Source organism: Chitinophagales bacterium, from assembly GCA_019694975.1.
In the GTDB taxonomy this organism is placed as follows: Bacteria; Bacteroidota; Bacteroidia; order Chitinophagales; family UBA10324; genus JACCZZ01.
Genome location: JAIBAY010000007.1, coordinates 1 through 20,692, shown reverse-complemented (window position 1 = coordinate 20,692; position 20,692 = coordinate 1). Strand labels below are relative to the sequence as shown.

Annotated in this window: 14 protein-coding genes; 11 read left to right on the top strand and 3 right to left on the bottom strand. The window is 46.0% G+C overall.

Features of this window, described 5'->3' with window-relative positions; genetic code table 11:
- Positions 1-4: 4 nt before the first annotated feature.
- Positions 5-1,723 carry a SulP family inorganic anion transporter gene (locus K1X61_12885; GenBank protein MBX7109539.1) on the bottom strand — a complete coding sequence of 573 codons (1,719 nt, stop codon included), beginning with the start codon at positions 1,721-1,723 and terminating at the stop codon, positions 5-7.
- Between the two features lie 150 nt (positions 1,724-1,873).
- On the bottom strand, positions 1,874-2,779 hold the full coding sequence (locus K1X61_12880) for a polyphosphate kinase 2 family protein (protein ID MBX7109538.1): 906 nt from the start codon (positions 2,777-2,779) through the stop codon (positions 1,874-1,876).
- A 350-nt stretch (positions 2,780-3,129) separates the two neighbouring features.
- Here K1X61_12880 and K1X61_12875 point away from each other — a divergent pair, with 350 nt between their 5' ends.
- The 7 genes from K1X61_12875 (at position 3,130) to K1X61_12845 (ending at position 15,364) form a co-directional block, all read left to right on the top strand.
- A complete protein-coding gene (locus tag K1X61_12875; protein ID MBX7109537.1) occupies positions 3,130-3,312 on the top strand; it encodes a hypothetical protein in 183 nt (60 codons plus the stop codon).
- 66 nt (positions 3,313-3,378) lie between these two features.
- Positions 3,379-3,759: a hypothetical protein gene (locus tag K1X61_12870; GenBank protein MBX7109536.1), complete on the top strand. Its 381-nt coding sequence runs from the start codon at positions 3,379-3,381 to the stop codon at positions 3,757-3,759.
- Between the two features lie 324 nt (positions 3,760-4,083).
- The gene (locus K1X61_12865) at positions 4,084-6,681 is read left to right on the top strand and encodes a glycogen/starch/alpha-glucan phosphorylase (GenBank protein MBX7109535.1); all 2,598 of its coding nucleotides are present in this window, start codon (positions 4,084-4,086) and stop codon (positions 6,679-6,681) included.
- Positions 6,654-8,792, top strand: a complete 2,139-nt coding sequence (gene glgX / locus K1X61_12860) for a glycogen debranching protein GlgX (protein ID MBX7109534.1) — start codon at positions 6,654-6,656, stop codon at positions 8,790-8,792. The genes K1X61_12865 and glgX overlap by 28 nt, the downstream gene beginning before the upstream one ends.
- Before the next feature lie 11 nt (positions 8,793-8,803).
- Positions 8,804-9,523, top strand: coding sequence for a hypothetical protein (locus tag K1X61_12855; GenBank protein ID MBX7109533.1), 720 nt, complete (start codon positions 8,804-8,806; stop codon positions 9,521-9,523).
- Between the two features lie 356 nt (positions 9,524-9,879).
- Positions 9,880-10,914 (top strand): UDP-glucose 4-epimerase GalE, encoded by a 1,035-nt coding sequence (galE, locus tag K1X61_12850; GenBank protein ID MBX7109532.1) that lies wholly within the window; start codon positions 9,880-9,882, stop codon positions 10,912-10,914.
- A gap of 1,711 nt (positions 10,915-12,625) precedes the next feature.
- The gene (locus tag K1X61_12845; GenBank protein MBX7109531.1) at positions 12,626-15,364 is read left to right on the top strand and encodes a pre-peptidase C-terminal domain-containing protein; all 2,739 of its coding nucleotides are present in this window, start codon (positions 12,626-12,628) and stop codon (positions 15,362-15,364) included.
- Between the two features lie 68 nt (positions 15,365-15,432).
- Here the strand turns inward: K1X61_12845 and K1X61_12840 are convergent, their stop codons facing one another.
- On the bottom strand, positions 15,433-15,627 hold the full coding sequence (locus K1X61_12840) for a hypothetical protein (protein ID MBX7109530.1): 195 nt from the start codon (positions 15,625-15,627) through the stop codon (positions 15,433-15,435).
- 59 nt (positions 15,628-15,686) lie between these two features.
- Here K1X61_12840 and K1X61_12835 point away from each other — a divergent pair, with 59 nt between their 5' ends.
- From K1X61_12835 to K1X61_12820, 4 genes are all read left to right on the top strand, one after another.
- The gene (locus tag K1X61_12835; GenBank protein MBX7109529.1) at positions 15,687-17,966 is read left to right on the top strand and encodes a M4 family metallopeptidase; all 2,280 of its coding nucleotides are present in this window, start codon (positions 15,687-15,689) and stop codon (positions 17,964-17,966) included.
- Between the two features lie 139 nt (positions 17,967-18,105).
- Entirely contained in the window at positions 18,106-18,471 is a 366-nt protein-coding gene (locus K1X61_12830; protein ID MBX7109528.1) for a glyoxalase, read from the top strand.
- Between the two features lie 63 nt (positions 18,472-18,534).
- Complete coding sequence (locus K1X61_12825) at positions 18,535-18,879, top strand: TfoX/Sxy family protein (GenBank protein ID MBX7109527.1); 345 nt, start codon at positions 18,535-18,537, stop codon at positions 18,877-18,879.
- A 128-nt stretch (positions 18,880-19,007) separates the two neighbouring features.
- Positions 19,008-20,447, top strand: coding sequence for a T9SS type A sorting domain-containing protein (locus K1X61_12820; protein ID MBX7109526.1), 1,440 nt, complete (start codon positions 19,008-19,010; stop codon positions 20,445-20,447).
- Positions 20,448-20,692 lie beyond the last annotated feature (245 nt).

Sequence of the window (20,692 nt, the reverse complement as noted above, 5' to 3'; positions counted from 1 at the left end):
TGTCCTATGCCGGAATAAATTCCTCTACCACACTATGCACTGAAACCTTTCGGCTGATATGTCCCGTTATCTCTTCCATGCCTTGTAAACGAAGCAGGTCGCGCACATCAGACAATGCTTCTACAATTCTGAAGGTGATGCCGCGTTGCTTCAACTCATTACTCAGCTGCAGCAGCATTTTTGATCCGGAAACATCAACGGCAGGCGAGGCGGACAAGTCGAGGATTAGCAGCCTGCAACGATTGGTCTCTTTATCCAGTTTCTGTAAGATGTCTGTTTGAATATAGCCGGCATTGAAGTAAAGAATGGATGATTCCACCCTGAATATTTTAATGCCTTCTATTTCCTGGTTGTCGGGATGCCGACGGATATCGGAATACCGATCAGTGTTTTTGATACGGCCAAGCACTGCCACATTCGGTGTGGCTGTTCGTCGTAAGAGGAAAGCAATAGACATCAGGGCCGCAATCATCACTCCTTTGAGTATGCCGAAGACCAATACACCGGCAATAGCAATCATAGCAACAGTAAATTCAAGCTTGCTTAGCCGGAACAGATGCCGAAGTTCTTTCACTTTAATCAGGCCAGCTACAGCATGTATCACAATCACTGCCAGCAGCACTTCCGGCAGATTTTTCAGAAGACCGGTGCAGAAAAGCAACAACACAGCGAGTGTAGCAGAACAGATGATCAGCGACATAGGTGTTTTAGCACCTGACTTTTCATTTACCGTTGATTGTGACAGGCCACCGGCGACAGGATAACCACCTGCGAAAGCCGCTGCAAAATTTGCAGCACCCATCGCCAGTAATTCCTGTCGCGGATTGATGTTATAATTGTGTTTTATGGCAAAGGTTCGTGCGGCGGAAACAGTTTCAATGTATCCCATCAGGAAGCAGGCAAAAGCCAGTTCGAGCACGCCATCTACATCCTGCATCCGCAAAGAGGGCCGCGCAATGGATGGCAATCCGCCCGGAATTGCACCTGTAATATGAATGCCCAGTGATGAGAGCGGCGTTACTGATACCACAGCGATGGAAGCTATAACTACTAAAAGCGAAACCGGTTTTCCGGGAAACAATTTATCACCTGTAAGCAGCAGGGCCAGCGCGGCGATTGCGAAAGCAAAAACGGTCCAGTTGATGAGGGGAAGTTGCTGCATGAGCAACATGATTCGCTCAAAAAAATTGGAGCCTCCGCCTTTCACTCCGAAGATTTTAGGTAGCTGTGTGGCCGCAATAGACAATGCGGCACCTGCTTTAAATCCCAGCAGGATGCTTTCGCTGATGAAATTAACCAGGCTGCTCAGTTTAAAAATGAAGGCAATTGCACAAAAGGCTGCAATCACCAGTGCCGTGAGACCTGCAATAGCGGCCCACCGGCTGAGGTCGCCGCCGGAGAGAACGGCAACTGTTGTTCCAACCATCAGCGATATCGCAGAGGTTGGGCCGACGGCAACATGCCTGGCCGTCGTGAAGAGGGCAAAGAACAACCCTGCCCCCAGACAACAATAAATACCGGCCTGAACCGGAAGCCCGGCAAGTGTTGCATACGCCATCGACTCTGGCAAAACAAAAGAAGCAAGCGTAATACCGGCAAGCAGATCTCGGGAAAGAAATTTCCGATCATACAGCGGAAGCCACTCCAGGATGGGAACTACAGCACGCAAACGGCCGTGTTTCAGGTGTACGGATTCAGCATTAAATGTTGCATGTTCGTTCATCGGAAATAATATCTACAGCGATTGACATTAATAAATGAAGAGTTGATCATCGACTTTTGCATGTTACTCGCAATTGGCGGTGGCTGTAAACATCTTGCTGACTGTTGCCATGAGTGCCGGTGCTGTTGAAAGACACGCCGCTGATGGACTTTATTTTTCGGCCAGCAATAGTTCCTTGGCAGCGGCAATCTCCTTCATTTTTGCTTCATCCACTTTCGGATAGTGCAGATCCATGCCAGCAAGGGTATCAATAATTGACGCGGCGACTATGACACGGGTGTACCATTTATTATCAGCGGGAATTACGTACCAGGGTGAATGTTTGGTGGCAGTCTGCTGAATCATTTTTTCATATGCATCCATGTATTCGTCCCAGTAGGCACGTTCTTTAATATCCGATGGCGAAACTTTCCAGTTCTTATCGGCAATGTCAAAACGTTCGAGGAATCGTTTTTTCTGTTCTTTACGCGACAGATGCAGAAAGAATTTTACGGTTACGGTCCCATTCCTGGAGAGGTATTTTTCAAAGTTGCGTAACTCCTTGTAGCGATTGTCAAAGAGATCCTTATCCATGAGGTGCGGTGGAATTTTCTGATATTTCAGCAATTCGGGATGCACCTTTACTACGAGCACTTCTTCATAATAAGAGCGGTTAAAAATCCCGATGCGTCCCCGTTCCGGTAATTCCCGCTGGCATCTCCATAGGTAGTCATGATCGAGGTCCGTGGAAGTGGGCGCTTTGAAAGAAGAAACCTGGCAGCCCTGCGGATTCACGCCGCTCATCACATGCTTGATGGCGCCATCTTTTCCGGCGGCATCCATGGCCTGGAAGATCAGTAATAAACTCCAGCGGTCCTGCGCATACAGCATGTCCTGTAAGGTGGCAAGTGCTTCCACGCCAATCTGCAGTGCTTCCTTGGCCCGGGGCTTATCTTCCGAACCTAATGAACCGGTGTCGCCGGGATCAACATCTTTCAGTTTGAACTTTTCACCATCGGTGATTCTGTAAGGTGATGACAGCTCATGTGATGCTTTAATGATTTCTTTCAGTTTCATGGTAATGCATAGTTTGAATAACTCAAAAGTAGTTATTTAGAAGATTCCGTTTAATGACAACTTCCTTCCGTCAGCTATGTCTATAGCTGGCCGGACTATTCATGATTTTATCTTAAGTGCATTAAGGAAAAGTTCTTTATTGATGACGACGGAATAAGCGGCCGGAGAATAATCTCTACCGGATATTTTTTATTGAATGATTGGAATAGGGAAATACCATGCATCTGCTTACGTTTTAATGCAGTCTGTGTATTTTCCTTCAAAATGTTGCAGAAGAAATCTTATGCCGTTATTGGTTACATTGTCCATGAATATTCAATTATACAAGTCAAACATTCATCTCACAAAACATGAAAAAAATTCTGCTCTTCCAGTCAATGATATTGCTATTTTATTCGTGCAGCAATGTCAGTACTCAAAAACCTGCGCCAGCAGGCACAGCTTCGGTACAGCAGGTAAATGAAAAGCCGCTGGTGGAAAAAGTGCTGACGAAAGAAGAACAGGCAGCCCTGACACAAGACAGTGTGCTGTAACTGCGGAACGAAGGGAATGCCAGGTTCCTGAATGATAAACTGACGGCCAGGCTGTACTCGGCGCAGGTGCACAGTGCTGCAAGCGGGCAATTTCCTGAAGCGGTAATTCTTTCCTGTCTCGATTCAAGAATTCCTGTTGAAGAAGTTTTCGATAAAGGGATCGGCGATATTTTCGTGGCAAGGGTAGCGGGTAATATCGTCAATGAAGATATTTTAGGCAGTATGGAATATGCTTGTAAAGTGGCAGGGGCAAAACTGATTGTTGTGATGGGTCACTCCGAATGTGGCGCAATCAAATCTGCTGTTGAAGATGTGCGCCTTGGCAACATCGCAGCTTTAGTGAAGAAAATCAGACCGGCTGTTGACAGCACACAATGGTATGACGGTGAAAAAAACGCAAAAAACAAAGCATATCCGGATACCGTCTGCAAAAAAATGTTGAACTGACCATAAGCAACATCAGGAGCCGAAGCAAGATACTGAGTGAGATGGAGAAGCAAGGGGAGATAAAAATAGCTGGAGCACTTTATGGTGTGAAAACCGGAAGGGTTGCTTTTCTGTAAAATGATGGGGTTGATGAGAAGATATTGGCCGTTGATTAAAATCAACGGCAAGGGGCAACCTTTTTGCATTACGGCAATCTTTCTCTTTGATTTTATTTCAAAATGATCACGACAGCATAATTTACAATATTGCAATCAGTTCATACAATGACAAAAGATTATCCCCTGTATTCGATTTTAATCGGGTGAAAAGATTGCAGCAAGGATAATGTCGTCCTGTTTTGATCACAGCGAGTTGAATTCTGAATTCATTTTTATATTTGGCTTGTTAGTTGGCCTGGCAAATCAAAAGTCCGTAGCGGGTACAGATAATTTAGCAGCCATCCTGTTTAAAGTAAATCATGTGGTTAAGGGTATAGATCAAAACCATTTCACCATTGAATCCGGTGAGATCAAAAAGGCAATTCTTGATAATTTATATTACGTACAGGGACGGTCGCCTGAAATTGCTACCCTGAATGACTGGTACATGGCGGTTGCCTATACGCTGCGCGGCAGGATGCTCAGTGGCTGGATTCCTTCCTTAAAAAAACTGCACCGGTCGGGAGAAAAAATGGTTGGCTACCTCTCCGCCGAATTTCTCGTTGGCCCGCACCTTGGTAATGCATTGGTCAACCTTGGACTTCATGATGCAGTGAAGCATGCCGTTGAATCGCTCGGGCTTGATTTCAGTAAGCTGCTTCATCAGGAAGAAGAACCCGGGCTTGGCAACGGAGGGCTGGGCCGGCTGGCAGCCTGTTATCTTGATTCACTCGCATCGCTTAAAGTACCGGCGATCGGCTATGGCATACGTTATGAATTCGGCATGTTTGAACAACGGATTAAACATGGTGAACAGGTTGAAGTGGCGGATAAATGGCTGCGGTTTGGCAATCCATGGGAGTTTCCTCAAACGGAAGTTGCGTACGCGGTAAAATTCGGCGGACATACGGAAGCAATAACAGATGATGATGGCAATTACCACGTAAACTGGTTACCGGATTATGAAGTGAAAGGTGTTGCGTATGATACGCCGGTGCCGGGTTATAAGAATGATCATATCAGCTTTCTGCGGTTGTGGAAATCGGAAGCCGTGGAGTCATTTGATTTCAGTGAATTCAACCGCGGCAACTATGAGGCGGCAGTAAATGAGAAGATAAGAGCAGAGAGCATCTCGAAAGTGTTGTATCCCAATGATGAGCCTGAGGCAGGCAAGCGGCTGCGCCTGAGTCAACAGTATTTTTTTGTGTCCTGTTCGTTGCAGGATGCCATCCATATGCAAAAATTGCGTGGCCATCCGGTGAATAAGCTGCACGAGCATGTTGCCCTGCAGCTGAATGATACACATCCTTCCGTGGCTATTGCCGAACTGATGCGGCTGCTCGTGGATGAACATCAGTTTGAATGGGTGGAAGCATGGCAGGTTACACAACAGGTGTTCAGTTACACAAATCATACGTTGCTGCCTGAAGCACTGGAGACATGGCCGATGTACCTGTTTCAATCCTTGTTGCCCCGCCACCTGGAAATAATTTTTGAAATCAATCAGCGATTCCTTGATGCAGTAAAAGAACAATTTCCCGGCGACAATGAGCTGCTCTCCCGGCTTTCCATCATCGATGAAACCGGCGGCAAGGCCATACGTATGGCGCACCTGGCATCCGTGGGCAGCCATCATATCAATGGTGTTTCCGCTTTGCATACAGCGCTGCTGACAAAGGAAGTACTGCATGATTTCAATACTATTACGCCGGAAAAATTCCTGAATATCACGAATGGCGTGACGCCAAGGCGATGGATCCTGCAGTATAATCCGGGGCTCAGTGCTTTGCTGACGGAACATCTCGGCGATAGCTGGGTAACCCATCTTGAAACTAACCTGGAAAAACTTTCGAAGCTGGCGGATGATGCGGCCTTTCAAAAAAGGTGGAAGGAAATCAAACACCAAAACAAACGCGCCCTTGCCGATCAGCTGATCGTTACGACGGGCGTACTGGTTAATCCTGATACACTCTTTGAAATTCAGGCAAAGCGCATTCATGAATACAAGCGCCAACACCTGAGCCTGCTGCATATCATCACGCGCTATAACCGCATAAAGAAAAACCCAAAGTTGGAGGTCGTTCCGCGCACGTATATTTTCGGCGGTAAAGCGGCGCCCGGATATTTCCTCGCAAGAATGATCATTAAACTCATCAATGCGATTGCGGCTGTCATCAACAACGACTTTGATGTGGCAGGCAGAATGAAGGTTGTTTTCTATCCTGATTTCAATGTAAAAAACAGTGAATGGATCTACCGTGCTGCTGACCTTTCGGTACAGATTTCTACAGCAGGTAAAGAAGCATCAGGAACGGGAAATATGAAGTTTGCCATGAATGGTGCACTCACGATCGGAACACTGGATGGCGCCAATGTTGAAATGCGCGAAGCAGTTGGGAATGAAAATTTTTTCCTCTTTGGCCTCAGTAGCGCTGAGGTAGCGGCTATGCAGTCAAAGGGTTACCGGCCACGCGACTACTATGAACAGCATGCCGAACTCAGGGAAGCGATCGATACCATTCAGCAAGGAATTTTCTCCGGCGGTGATGGCAAGGTATTTCAGCCGTTGGTGGACTCATTGCTGAACCAGGATCCTTACCTGGTGCTCGCCGACTATGAAGCATTCGTCAAATGCCAGGAAAATGTTGATGCCATCTATCTGCAGCAGGAAAAGTGGCTGATGATGTCTATTCTCAATGTAGCTGCGATGGGTTATTTTTCATCCGACAGGTCGGTGCGTGAATACTGTGAAAAAATATGGAACGTGAAGCTGAGCAAAGATTAAATGTGAACGGGATGCCTGCGAAGATAGCTGGCGGGTTTACCTGCGAAAGAGGACTATCGCATCCAATTGGTGCCACACTGGCAGAGGGCGGCGCCAACTTCTCCCTGTTTTCAAAAAATGCCCTTGCAGTTGAGTTATTGTTTTTCCGCGAAGCGGATGATGTGGAACCTTCGCAGGTAATTCACCTCGACAGCGTGCACCATAAAACCTATCACTACTGGCATGTGTTTGTGCATGGCATTAAGGCAGGACAGTTGTATGGTTACAGGGTCCATGGCCCGTTTGATCCCGGCAACGGTCATCGGTTTGATGGTGAAAAAATATTACTTGATCCGTATGCCAAAGCGGTAGCCGTTCCGGAAGGGTTCAGCCGCGCCGCCTGTAAAAAACGCGGTAAGGTGAGCGTACCATCCATGAAAAGCGTTGTGGCTGATCTGTCACGGTACGACTGGGAAGGCGACAAGCCACTTGAACTTCCATTCTCACAAACAATCATCTATGAGATGCATGTGGCAGGATTCACTAAACATCCCGGTTCAGGAGTTACAGCCGGAAAAAGAGGTACCTATAAAGGGCTGATAGAAAAAATTCCATACCTCGTTGATTTGGGAATCACCGCAGTGGAACTGCTCCCTGTCTTTCAGTTTGACAAAGATGATTGCCCGCCCGGCAAAGTGAATTACTGGGGTTATTGCCCGGTGAGTTTTTTCGCGCCGCACCAGGCGTATGCAGGCGGAGATGATCCGTTGCAGGCATTGGATGATTTTCGTGATATGGTGAAAGCATTTCATCGTGCAGGTTTGGAAGTGATCCTGGATGTAGTGTTTAATCATACTGCGGAAGTGGATGAGAAAGGACCGTCCTATAGTTTTCGCTGTATTGATAACAGTGTTTATTATATCCTCGACAAGGATAAATCAAAATATGCCAACTATTCAGGCACCGGCAACACACTCAATGCAAATCATGCAATCGTGCGGCGTATGATTATTGATGCCATTCATTTCTGGGTGGAAGAAATGCATGTGGATGGATTTCGTTTCGATCTTGCTTCTATTCTCTCGAGGGATGAAAACGGAATGCCGCTGGAGAATCCGCCCGTGCTTTGGGACCTTGAATCTGATCCTGTACTCGCCGGTGTCAAACTCATCGCGGAAGCTTGGGATGCTGTCGGCCTCTACCAGGTAGGAACTTTTACCGGCGATAGCTGGAAGGAGTGGAATGGGAAGTTCAGGGATGATGTACGTTCAGCACTGAGAGGTGATAATGCAACCATTCCGCGGCTCACATCACGGCTCCTTGGAAGCCCCGATATCTACCTGCCAAAGGACAGGGGCCCCGAACAGAGCATCAACTTCGTTACCTGCCATGACGGCTTTACACTCAATGATCTAGTGAGCTACAACACGAAACATAATGAAGCAAATGGAGAACAAGGCAGGGATGGGTCAACCTATAATCTGAGCTGGAACTGCGGCACAGAAGGTCCGTCGGATGATCCGCAGGTGGAATTGCTGCGTAACAGGCAGATAAAAAATTTTCTTACGATAAACCTGTTGTCACTGGGTGTTCCGATGATCCTGATGGGCGATGAAGTGCGGAGGACGCAATTCGGCAATAACAATGCATACTGCCACGACAATGAACTTACCTGGTTCGACTGGCGCCTGCCGGACAAGCATGCCGATGTGCTCCGCTTTGTGAAGATGCTGAATGATGTGAGGAACAACCGCGACTCCGCGCAAAAAAAATACAAGCTCAGCCTGAAAGAGTTGCTGGATAAGCCACTGGTAACCTGGCATGGAGTGAAACTGCATCAGCCTGACTGGAGCGATGCTTCGCACTCCATTGCCGTTACAACTTTGTCCATCGGCGGATCGGTTGAAATTCACTATATGTTTAATACCTACCACGAAGCTCTTGAATTTGAGATTCCACCGGTACATGAAACAGCAGGGCAGGGATGGAGACGCTGGATTGATACTTCACTGCCTTCTCCTAATGATATCTGTGAATGGGACGATGCGCCATTCTATAACCAGCAAACTTGTCGTGTGGAACAGCATTCCATCGTAATTTTGTTTTCCAGGAGGAATGTAAAAACATCCTGATTGAGCGTTTTATGTATACGTCACTTTATATCACTGAACTTAATATCAACAGGAGAATATGGGTTTATCTGCCGGGTGATTATGCCATTACTGAAAAAAAATATCCGGTGTTATATATGCAGGACGGGCAGAATCTTTTTGATGTGCAGACATCCTTTTCCGGCGAATGGCAGATTGATGAATATCTTGATTCGGTGAATTTTGCCGGCATAGTGATTGGCATTGACAATGGCGGTGAAAACCGCATCAATGAATATAATCCCAATAACACCGAGGAGCATGGCATTGGATTGGGAAGAGTGTACCTGAATATTCTGGTTACCGTGCTGAAGCCATACATCGATAAAAATTTCAGGACTATGCCAGGGCCGGGTAATACGGCTATTGCCGGCAGTTCACTCGGCGGGCTGATTTCATTTTATGCGGGACTTTATTATCCCAAAGTTTTTGGTTCGATAGGCGTAATCTCTCCTTCCTTCTGGCTCGTGCCGGATTTGCTGGCGCAGATTGATGCCACGCCGCCCAACGGCCATGAACATCAGCGCTACTATTTCTATGGCGGAAGAAATGAAGGCGAAAATATGGTGGAACTGGTAGAAGCCGTCAGCGACAGCATCGGGAAAAACATGCATTGCAAAGTTGTCGTCAGCATCAGCGAAAAGGGCACGCATACTGAAAGCAGCTGGCGTAAAATGTTTCCGGCATTTTATGAATGGCTGCGGAAAAGATAAGGAAGCAGATATCATGGCATGCTTAAGCTGTATGACAAATCGCTTTGATCCATTTATGGAAAAGCTGTTAGTGATGCCACTAATGTTACCTGTTAGCACCTTACACGATTGATGCTTCATTTTCAGATTCCGGTATATGCGGAAAAATATCACTCATCCTGCACCACTCTTTCTTTTTTTGATTGTAAAACCTTCTCCTCCAGCAAAGCAGCGCATGCATTTAACTGATCGATAGTGGTTGCATATTAATGCTTCATCCTGCAAGCATCGGCGGAGTATTATCTGTTTTGAAGAGTTGACGTATCATTTCATGCCATATATTTTCTCCGTATCATTGAAGGCAAAAGACAGGAAGCATGAGCATTAAAATTCTGGTGACAGGCGGCTGTGGTTACATCGGCGGGCACACTATTGTGGCGCTGCTAAACAAAGGGTTTGATGTGGTCAGCATTGATAATATGCGACGGGGCAGAAGTTATGTGCCCGACCGTGTGAGACAGATTACCGGCAAAACTTTCCGGAATTATGAAGTGGATCTGTGCGATCAGCAGGTCACGACGAACGTCTTCAGTCAGGAAAAAGACATTGCAGGCATTATCCACTTTGCCGCGTACAAAATGGTGGGTGAATCAGTGGCTGATCCGCTGATGTATTATCATAACAACCTTTTCTCACAGGTGCATATCATGGAATGTATGCGGCAATTCCAAATTCCGCATCTCATTTTTTCTTCCTCCAGTTCAGTGTATGGAAACATAGCACGGCTGCCGGTGACGGAGGATACCTCTGTCGTGAAGCAGGAATCACCCTACGGCAGAACCAAATTCTGGGGCGAGATGATGATAGAAGACTTTGTGAAGGCATTCCCATGCTATGCCCTTGCGCTGCGCTATTTTAATCCGGTGGGATCGCATGCATCTGCACTGCTTGGTGAGCCGATGGAAGAGAAGCCACAGAACATCGTTCCTGCCATCACGAAAACCGCAATTGGAAAACAACCGGAGTTTGTCGTGTTTGGAAGCGACCTGCCTACACGGGATGGATCGTGTATCCGTGATTATCCGCATGTAATGGATGTGGCAGATGCGCATGTGCTGGCGCTTGAATTTCTGGTAAGAAAAAAACAGGAATCACCTTCTTTTTTTGATATCATTAACCTTGGTACAAGCAATGGTGTAAGTGTTTTGGAAATGGTGCATGCCTTTGAAAAGGCTACCGGCATTGCATTAAAATACCGGCTTGGCCCCCGCCGTGAAGGTGATGCAATAGCAGTCTATTCCGATATCACGAAAGCAGAGAAAATGCTGGGTTGGAAACCATCCCGTTCTTTGGAAGAGGTGATGCGATCCGCCTGGCAATGGGAACTCCGCTGCAGCGATGAAGTTTCATAACATGAATTGCTTTAGGACATGGTGCGATAGATTCGCGGCAATCTTAGCGTTCATTTTTGAGTGTAAATAAAAATTGCATCGCTCAGGATGCGGCTAATGCTTCATTAAAGTATCTGCCACACGTCATGCTGAATTTACCGTGCGTCATGTTGAATCTGCGACCCGTCATGCTGAATTTATTTCAGCATCTCATGAAGGCTCCATGCGATCGCTATTGCTGCATACCATGCTGCACTTGTTGCACGTGAATCTGAATTTGCCATACGTCATGCTGAATTTGCTGTGCATCACGCTGAATTTGCTGTGCATCACGCTGAATTTACTGTGCGTAACGTTGAATATGCGACCCGTCATGCTGAATTTATTTCAGCATCTCATGAAGGCTCCACGCGATCACTATTGCTGCAAACCATGCTGCACTTGTTGCACACGAATCTGAATTTGCCACACGTCATACTGAATATGCTGTGCATCACGCTGAATTTACTGTGCGTAACGTTGAATCTGCCACACGTCATGCTAAATTTATTTCAGCATCTCATGAAGGCTCCATGCGATCGCTATTGCTGCATACCATGCTGCACTTGTTGCACACGAATCTGAATTTGCCACACGTCATACTGAATTTGCTGTGCATCACGCTGAATTTACTGTGCGTAACGTTGAATCTGCGACCCGTCATGCTGAATTTATTTCAGCATCTCATGAAGGCTCCACGCGATCGTTATTGCTGCATACTATGCTGCACTTGCTGCACGCCAATCTGAATTTACCACACGTCATACTGAATTAGCTGTGCATCACGCTGAATTTACTGTGCGTAACGTTGAATCTGCGACCCGTCATGCTGAATTTATTTCAGCATCTCATGAAAGCTCCATGCGATCGCTGTTGCTGCATACCATGCTGCACTTGTTGCACGCCAATCTGAATTTGCCGCACGTCATGCTGAATTTACCGTGCGTAACGTTGAGTCTGCCACTCGTCATGCTGAATTTATTTCAGCATCTCATGAAGGCTCCACGCGATCGCTATAGCTGCATACCATGCTTCATTTGTTGCACGTGAATCTGAATTTGCCACACGTCATGTTGAATATGCTGTGCATCACGCTGAATTTACTGTGCGTAACGTTGAATCTGCGACCCGTCATGCTGAATTTATTTCAGCATCTCATGAAAGCTCCACGCGATCGCTATTGCTGCAAACCATGCTGCACTTGTTGCACGTGAATCTGAATTTGCCGCACTTCATGCTGAATTTGTCGTGCGTCACGTTGAATCTGCCACACGTCATGCTGAATTTATTTCAGCATCTCATGAAGGCTCCACGCGATCGTTATTGCTGCATACTATGCTGCACTTGCTGCACGTGAATCTGAATTTGCCGCACGTCATGTTGAATCTGCCACACGTCATGCTGAATCTGCCACACGTCATGCTGAATTTATTTCAGCATCTCATGAAGGCTCCACGCGATCGCAATTACATTATATCGTACTACCGTTATACCTTCTCAGATGATGAATAAAACGAGCCGTTGCACGAGATGCTATATAAATAAAAACCCTCCAGCATATCGCTTTGAATCACATCATGGTTTTCTCCGGGCACAGTTGTTGAAACGCCCGCCTGAAAAAAGATAAACTGATGCAGATCATTTTTTGACCGGTCAGTTCAAACATAATTTTGTATTGACTAAATACAAGGTTATGAAAACAAATAAATTACTCGCTATTGTTTTGTGTTCTTTGCTTTGGTTTACTGCAGCGGGAACCGAAACAGAACCGAACGATACAAAGTCGAAAGCCAATAAACTGGCACTGAATGGAAACAATACAGGCGCTGTGACGCCGGGCGGTGATGTGGACTGGTGGAAAATCAGCACCAATGCAGACGGCATGATCAGCCTCACACTCACATCCACTAATGGCGTTTATCTCAGTTACCAGCTTTATGACAACAATGGAACAACGGGGCTCAATTATATTGTGAACTATGTGAATGGCACTACAGCGCAGAATACAGACGGGCTGGCGCAGGGAACCTACTACGTTAAAGTGTATGCTACAAATATCGGTGAACAACCATCTTATACCATCTCGGATTTGCTCACCGTACCATCACAATCAAACGATTTGGAACCTAATGGTTCAAGCGTACAGGCTATCACCCTGGCGCAAAACAGTACATTAAACGGGCATGTGGGTTATTACTTTAACGCGAAGCGCGATACTGCAGATTGGTATAAAGTAACCACCAATAGTGACGGACAACTTTCCCTCACTTTGAGCTCGGGCAATGCGCATTATCTTTCTCTCTTCCTGTATGATAAAAATGGCACAACAGTTTTGAATGGGTTCAACTACGACAATTCCACGCAGACACTTAATACCAATGGGCTTGCAGCCGGCACGTATTACTTTAGAATTTATTGTACCAACCCAGACGATTTTGCTCCATACATCATTAAAGATACCCTGATAACTCCAACCGTTGCCAATGATATTGAACCGAATAACAGTCCGTCGGCAGCATTATCAATCAATATCGGAGAAACCAAAACGGGCCACGCCGGATATTATTATAATGTGGCAAGAGACACTATGGATTGGTATAAAGTAACTACAGCTGCAGACGGGCAACTGAACCTGACACTGGCCTCCGTTAACAATCAGTATCTCTCCCTCTTTCTTTTTGATAACAACGGTACGAAGCAATTAAATGGATTCAACTATAACAATTCGACACAAACACTTACAACCAACGGACTTGCTGCAGGTACTTATTATTTTAAGGTCTATTGCACCGACTACAATAGTGCATTTGCTCCCTATACAATCAACGCCGCACTGGTAAGTGCAACAGGTGCTAATGATGCAGAACCTAATGGAAGCAAAACAAACGCGGTTACTTTACCGCAGGGAGGTTCACTGACCGGGCATGTGGGTTATTATTTCAATCTCACAAGGGATACGGCAGATTGGTATTCCATTACCACTGCCGAAGATGGAAAACTTGATATTACGCTGCTCAACACAGGAGGTTCCTACCTGTCGGTAATTCTCTATGATAACAATGGAGCAACACCTATTCAGGTAGTTAACTACTGGCTGAACAGTAACACCTTGGTAACGGATGGCCTGAAGGCAGGCACTTATATTGTAAAAGTATATTGCACCAATTACAATGGTGAATTCACTACCTACACTATTTCCAATACACTCTCCACTTATGCTTATGCAGCAGATGCGGAACCAAACAATTATGCTGCTCAGGCGAGGACGATGCCTTCATACGGTACTGTAACCGGCCATATTAATTTCTATTACGACGGCCAGTATGATCAGCCTGACTGGTGGAAAATCAACTATACAGGAAGCGGGTTTTTAAGAATCAGGATGACGGAAGCAAATGGCCTTGCCTGCAATTGTCAGCGGTATTTCACCATTGCCATCTATAAGGATACTGCTGCCGCAGCCATCTATTACAATTATTATCAAACCGGAACCTTGACGGTAGACCTTAACGGACTTACGCCGGCTTATTATTACATTAAAATATTTTCCACCGGTACAAATGAATTCTTCACCTATTCGCTGACAGATTCGTTTACACAGGTGAATTGCAATACAACCATAACGGCCAATCCTGATATAGGAAGTAATTGCAACAACAGCAGTATCACTTATCAGTGCGACGGAGGCAATGGACCGTATATGGTGCAGCTATACAGATTTGGATTGCCATTCAACATTCCTGCACTAACCAATGGCAGTGGTGCAGTTACTTTCTCTAACCTCACTTCCGGACTCTACACAGCTACCGCATTCGCTGATGGCGCAACGGGCAGTTGTTTTGGTGCGAGCAAAGAATCGGAGATAGGGCCGGGCCCGAAAAATACAGCCACCGCCAATATCACGGCAAGCAGCGCTCAGTTCACATGGAATACTTTACCGTGCGCGAAATATTACACTGTGCGGTATCGCCTGAAAGACACTCCGCCATGGACCAAAAAGAAAACAAATGGCAACATCGGCAGCATGACGGTCAACAACCTGACAGCCGGCAAAACGTACGAATGGCAGGTTGCCATGGTTGATACTGCGAATGATGACAAGTCAACAGGCAAATATTCAAAGAAACTGTCATTCACCACATCAGCACGCATGAGTGAATTGAACAGCATGAGCGCGAAGAGTGATGCGGTTCTCTATCCCAATCCTGTATCAGAGATCCTGCATATTTCATTCAATAATGAACATCAGGGTTCGGTAAGCATCCGGTTGCTGGATATGCAGTCGAGGCTGATATACTCGCTGACGAAAACATGCAGCAGTGGAATGAATATGGAAGAAGTTGACCTGCATGCTGTTGCGTCTGGTGTTTATACGGTTCAAATAATAATGCCGGGCAGAATGATGACCAGCCTACCGATGATTAAAGAATAAAGAAAGCAGTATAATCCGGCAGTAGAACGGGTAAACCTTCCGGCCTTCAAACCGGAAGGTTTATTTTTTTAGCAAGTTTCATGATAGAAATAATCGCTGAGAAAATGCTGTTTTAAAATGCCGCATGCTACGCTCACCAAATGAAACCCGCCGTTCACCAAACGGTTTTGCATGGCATCCGCCAGGATGGAGATCTTCGGATGCACAACGGTAAGGATGCCTGCTGCAGCGGGAAATGACTTGCGCAAATTGGCAGCATTCAATTACACAATTGTTCACGTTGCAACTGCCTGAATGTTTTCTTTTTCAAAATAAAACACCCATGAAATACTGTTCCGCCACTTTGCTGCTTCTACCGATTGTTTTCGTGCTTCACTGCGAAGCACAGGTGCCATCCGGATCAACAGATGGATATACGGTCCCTGATGCATATGCTGATTTCCTCGACCCGGGAAGCACTGAGGGATGGTGGCTCTTCAGGAATCAGGCACCGGTTGATGCTGAACATATCTTCAGCATGCACCCGCAGTTGTTTGCTTTAACAGAAGCAGATGAAATGCGCCGGTGGAATACACGGATTGATAAGGCAGGCAACAGGCACCTTCGCTTTACGCAATACCATCATGGCATCAGGGTGGAAGGCATTGAACTTTCAGTACATGAGCGAAATGGCAGTGTTTCACTTGTCAACGGGCAGGTAGCGACAAACCTTCCCGCAGAGATATTGCCCGCCGTTTCGCCGGAGCAGGCTATTCAGTATGCTTTACAAGCGGTGCCTGCTAAGGTTTACCTGTGGGAAGACCCTGTTGCAGAAGGCCATTACCGTTTACGTAAAAGAGACGAAAACGCTACACTTTATCCGCAGCCTGAATTGTTGTTTGTAAAGACAAAACGGCAACCTATGAATGACTACCGGCTTGCCTGGCGAATGGTGATTGCAGCAAAGGAGCCTGTGCGTACGGAAGCTGTTTATGTGGATGCCATCAGCGGTGAAGTCCTGCGTACGCAGGATCTTGTATTTGCATGTGGAGGCGTTAACTATTGGGAGGATTTTGAAACCACCTTTAACGGGGAGCAGTTCCTCGAAGTAAGCGATGAATCTTGTTATGACGGCTATGTCTCAGAAGCAAGCTATGATGACTGCGTGCTCACCAACAGCGAAGAGTATTCCCGTGATGCGGCTACCGGCGATCCGTATTGCTTCAGTGGCATTCTGCTTCCATGGAATAATGGCATGCAGATGGGATTCACTTCACTGTATGCAGTAGATCAGGTGATGGATGCTTTCAAAATATCATTTGATCATGAAGGATTTTCCGGAACGGGCGATGTGGTAGATGTTTACAATGAAGTGGTTTTTTATGATCAGAATAATCAGCCTTATACCACTTCCGCGTCTTTCAACAGTTTTCTGGATAACATCAATCTTGGCAGGGGATCAAGTTACTTCAACTCACAGGATGATTTTAATACGATTGACATCGTCGGCCATGAATTTACCCATGGCATCATCAACGATGCACATCCTGATGCATTAGACATGGAAGGCGAAGCCGGCGCAGTCAATGAAGCGCTCTGCGATCTCTTCGGAGAATTTTCTAACCTGTCAGGGCTGGTGGATTGGAAGCTTGGAGCGGAAAAATCGGATGGCGCTGTCCGGCACTACGACAATCCAAAATTGTACGGCTATCCTGACACGTATTTCGGTGACTACTGGTATACCGGCAGCAGTGATGATGGCGGCATTCATACCAACTGTACCGTGCTGGATTATTGTTTTTACCTGATGGCCGAAGGTGGATCAGGCACCAACGACTTAGGTGAATCCTATGCGGTAATACCACTGGAAGGTGGAAAATGGGATGTGTACGATATTGCCTGGCAGGCCATGATGCATTATATTGATGGTGATGATGATTTTGTTACAACGCGCAATTGTTTTATCCAGTCAGCGATTGATCTCTATGGCAGCTGCTCTCCCACGGTGATTACTGTTGGCGAGGCTTTTAAAGCGGTTGGCATTGCGCATTATGCACAGACGGCACTGGGTTCCATCTGTGGAACCTATTCATTTCCGGTTACACAGGTAGTAGAAGGCATTATAGCTGTTTCCAATGCCACTGTACTCAACGCTTCCTATGCAGCACCCTGTAATACAATCATCAATACGGGTGCGAATGTGACGGTGAAAGGCAGCGAATACATTAACCTGCTGCCGGGTTTTACGGCAAAGTCCGGATCGGTCTTCACCGGTTACATTAATACCTGTTCAATAAGTAAATACAATCCATCGGATCTTCGTTTGATGACTGCACAGCAGGAAGCTGAAAATGAAACGGACGCTCCGGATATCATGCGCCTTTATCCCAATCCTGCATCATCCGAAACACTGGTTACATTTTCATCAGGCAATATGCCTTTTACCCTGCTGATAACCGATTTATCCGGCAGGGTGCTGCAGGAGATAAGCGGCGCAGCAACTATGGATGCAACAGTCACGCAGGTGCGCATAAACACAGAAGCGTTACCTGATGGCTGCTATGGTTGTGTATTAAAATCCGGCAAAGAGGTAAAGATGCAAAAGCTGATGGTATTGCATTAAGCTTCATGCCCGGCATGGCTGTTGTTTCATTCGTAATTGAAACAACGTAAAGAAGGAGTGATTTTTAGAATATTTTGTATTATGAAACAGTAGTATTTCTTTGCATTGAAAATGTTTATCATCCTCTGTGCCGAACAACATGAAACATAGCGCATTGTCCATCCGGCCCTTCATTGGCGCCAGGAATTTTACCCTGTCGCGTAAATTTTACCATGATCTTGGATTCGAAGAAAGTATCATCAGCCACAATCTTTCCTATTTCAAAACCGGCAGCCTTGGATTTTACCTGCAGGATGCCGATGTGAAAGACTGGATTGACAACACCATGGTTTTTTTGGAGGTCAGTGACGTGGATTTGTTCTGGCAGGAATTGCAGTTGCTGGATTTACCTGCCAGATATGAAGGCGTGCGCCTCATACCGGTGAGGCAAATGCCTTGGGGCAAAGAATGTTTTGTGCATGATCCTTCCGGAATCCTCTGGCATTTTGGAACTTTTACTGATTGATGTACATTACTTGCGCTGCTTTTGCCCTTTGTTCATTTATTTTGTTCCCATTAAAAAACATCTATGGCTTACAACCAGAAATTAGCTGACCGTGTAAGGGAAATTATTGCTGAAACACATGACAATGTAGAAGAGAAGAGCATGTTCGGCGGACGCTGTTTCATGGTCAATGACAAGATGTGCGTCGGTGTGGAAAAAGAAAGACTGATGGTTCGCCTCGATCCTGCAAAGTATGAAGAGGTGATGCAAAAAGAGGGTTGCCGGCCCATGGACTTTACCGGTAGAATTATGAAGGGCTATGTTTTTGTAGATATAGAAGCCCTCAATACCAGGAAGAAACTTGCTTATTGGATTTCCCTTGCGCTGGAGTTTAACAAAACGGCAAAAGCATCTCCGAAACGGAAGTAATCCGGCAATTCCCATCAGGCTATCGTGCCTGCATCTTTAACTGCTCCATGCTTTTGAAAGCCGCATTAAATACATATTCATTTTATTATATTGAGCAGCGAATTATTTAATCTCTAAACCCACTCGCTATGAAATACTCTTTTTACAAAACTGTCGCCGCTATGGCGTTCTTTGCCTATGCACTTTTGCCGGTTATTGCGCATGCTCAGATATATATTTACACCAACAGCATAAACGGATTGCCATCGGTTGTGGATGTTAATGCAACAGGATCCTCTCTAACCAGGGTAAACGGGGCCATTGTGCCGGCATCACCTTGTGCTTCCGGATTTTCCGCTACTAAATTCTCTAATGCCACAGTATTCAATACCGGTTTGAAAGCGGTTGAGTTTACTGTTATGCCCAACACCGGTTATCAGCTCAACATTCAGACATTTTGGGTAGGATTGAGGCGGAGCTCAACCGGCCCTGCACTCACGCGCTTTGCATACAGTGTAGATGGCGGAGCCACATGGACCGATGAAGGGATCGATCATGCACCTAAGAATGCAAGTTGTGGTAATGTGCTGAACTATTCCTGGAATATGGGCTTTACCACAACCGGCGCCGTTAATGTGCGGATTTACGGATTCAGTGCATCTGCTACAACAGGCACACTGCAGGTATTGAATATTACACTCGATGGGACAGTAACAGCCATCAGTGCTCCGGATAATGACGGTGATGGATTCACTTCATCAACGGACTGCAATGATAATGATCCTTCCATTTATCCCGGCGCAGCGGAGACCTGCAACGGTACGGATGATAATTGCGATGGACTGGTGGATGAAGGAATTCAGCAGCTATTTTATGCTGATACCGATCAGGATGGCTTTGGAGATGCCGGCATATCAACGCTTGCCTGTGATGCGCCATCAGGTTATGTTGCAAATGGTTCTGATTGCAGCGATGCTAATGCAGCCATATATCCCGGAGCTCCTGATCTTTGCAACCTGATTGATGATGACTGCGACGGGCAGATAGATGAAAATATGCTTACCGCAACCATTAGTCCTGCTGGTACTGTAACAGAATGCAAAGACGTGAAGGTGACACTCACGGCTAACACAGGACCTGGCATTACCTATACCTGGTACCGCAATAATGTGATACTGGCCGGTGAAACGCAATCCACTTACAAGACAAAAAAAGCAGGTAGTTTCAAAGTAACGGAGACCAATAATTTTGATTGCTCCAGTACTTCCGCTATTACTAAAATCAAGCGGATCACTTGCCTGGAAAAACAATTGGAAGATAACATCACTCCCGCAACATTTAATATTTACCCGAATCCAAACCGTGGTTCATTCAATGTTTACCTGCATCTGTCGGAAAATGAAAGTGCATCGGCTATCGTGGAAGTGATTAATGCGCTCGGACAGAAAATCTGTTCTCAGCGGGTTATGGTCAACGATGGAGTATTGCAGCATGAAATCACAATGAACCTGGCAGACGGAATTTATATTGTACGGACGGAAGTGGGAGGCAGGGTGTACAGCAGCAAAATTGTTTGCCGGCAGGAATAAACCGATGCGTTGCGCTGTCAATTGTTACTTTGGATAGATTGTACTGAACAACGCATTAGTCATCCAGAACTTGTTTCGGGATCAAGAGAATGATTTCAATTCTCTTGCCATCGCAACGGAAGCATCAGGAAAAAAAACTTCAACTACCGGTAAGTCATCCCGAACTTGTTTCGGGATCTGATGAAGTTCCAAAGATGCCGAAACAAGTTCGGCATGACTTATTTGTAGTTCGGCATAGCTTCCCA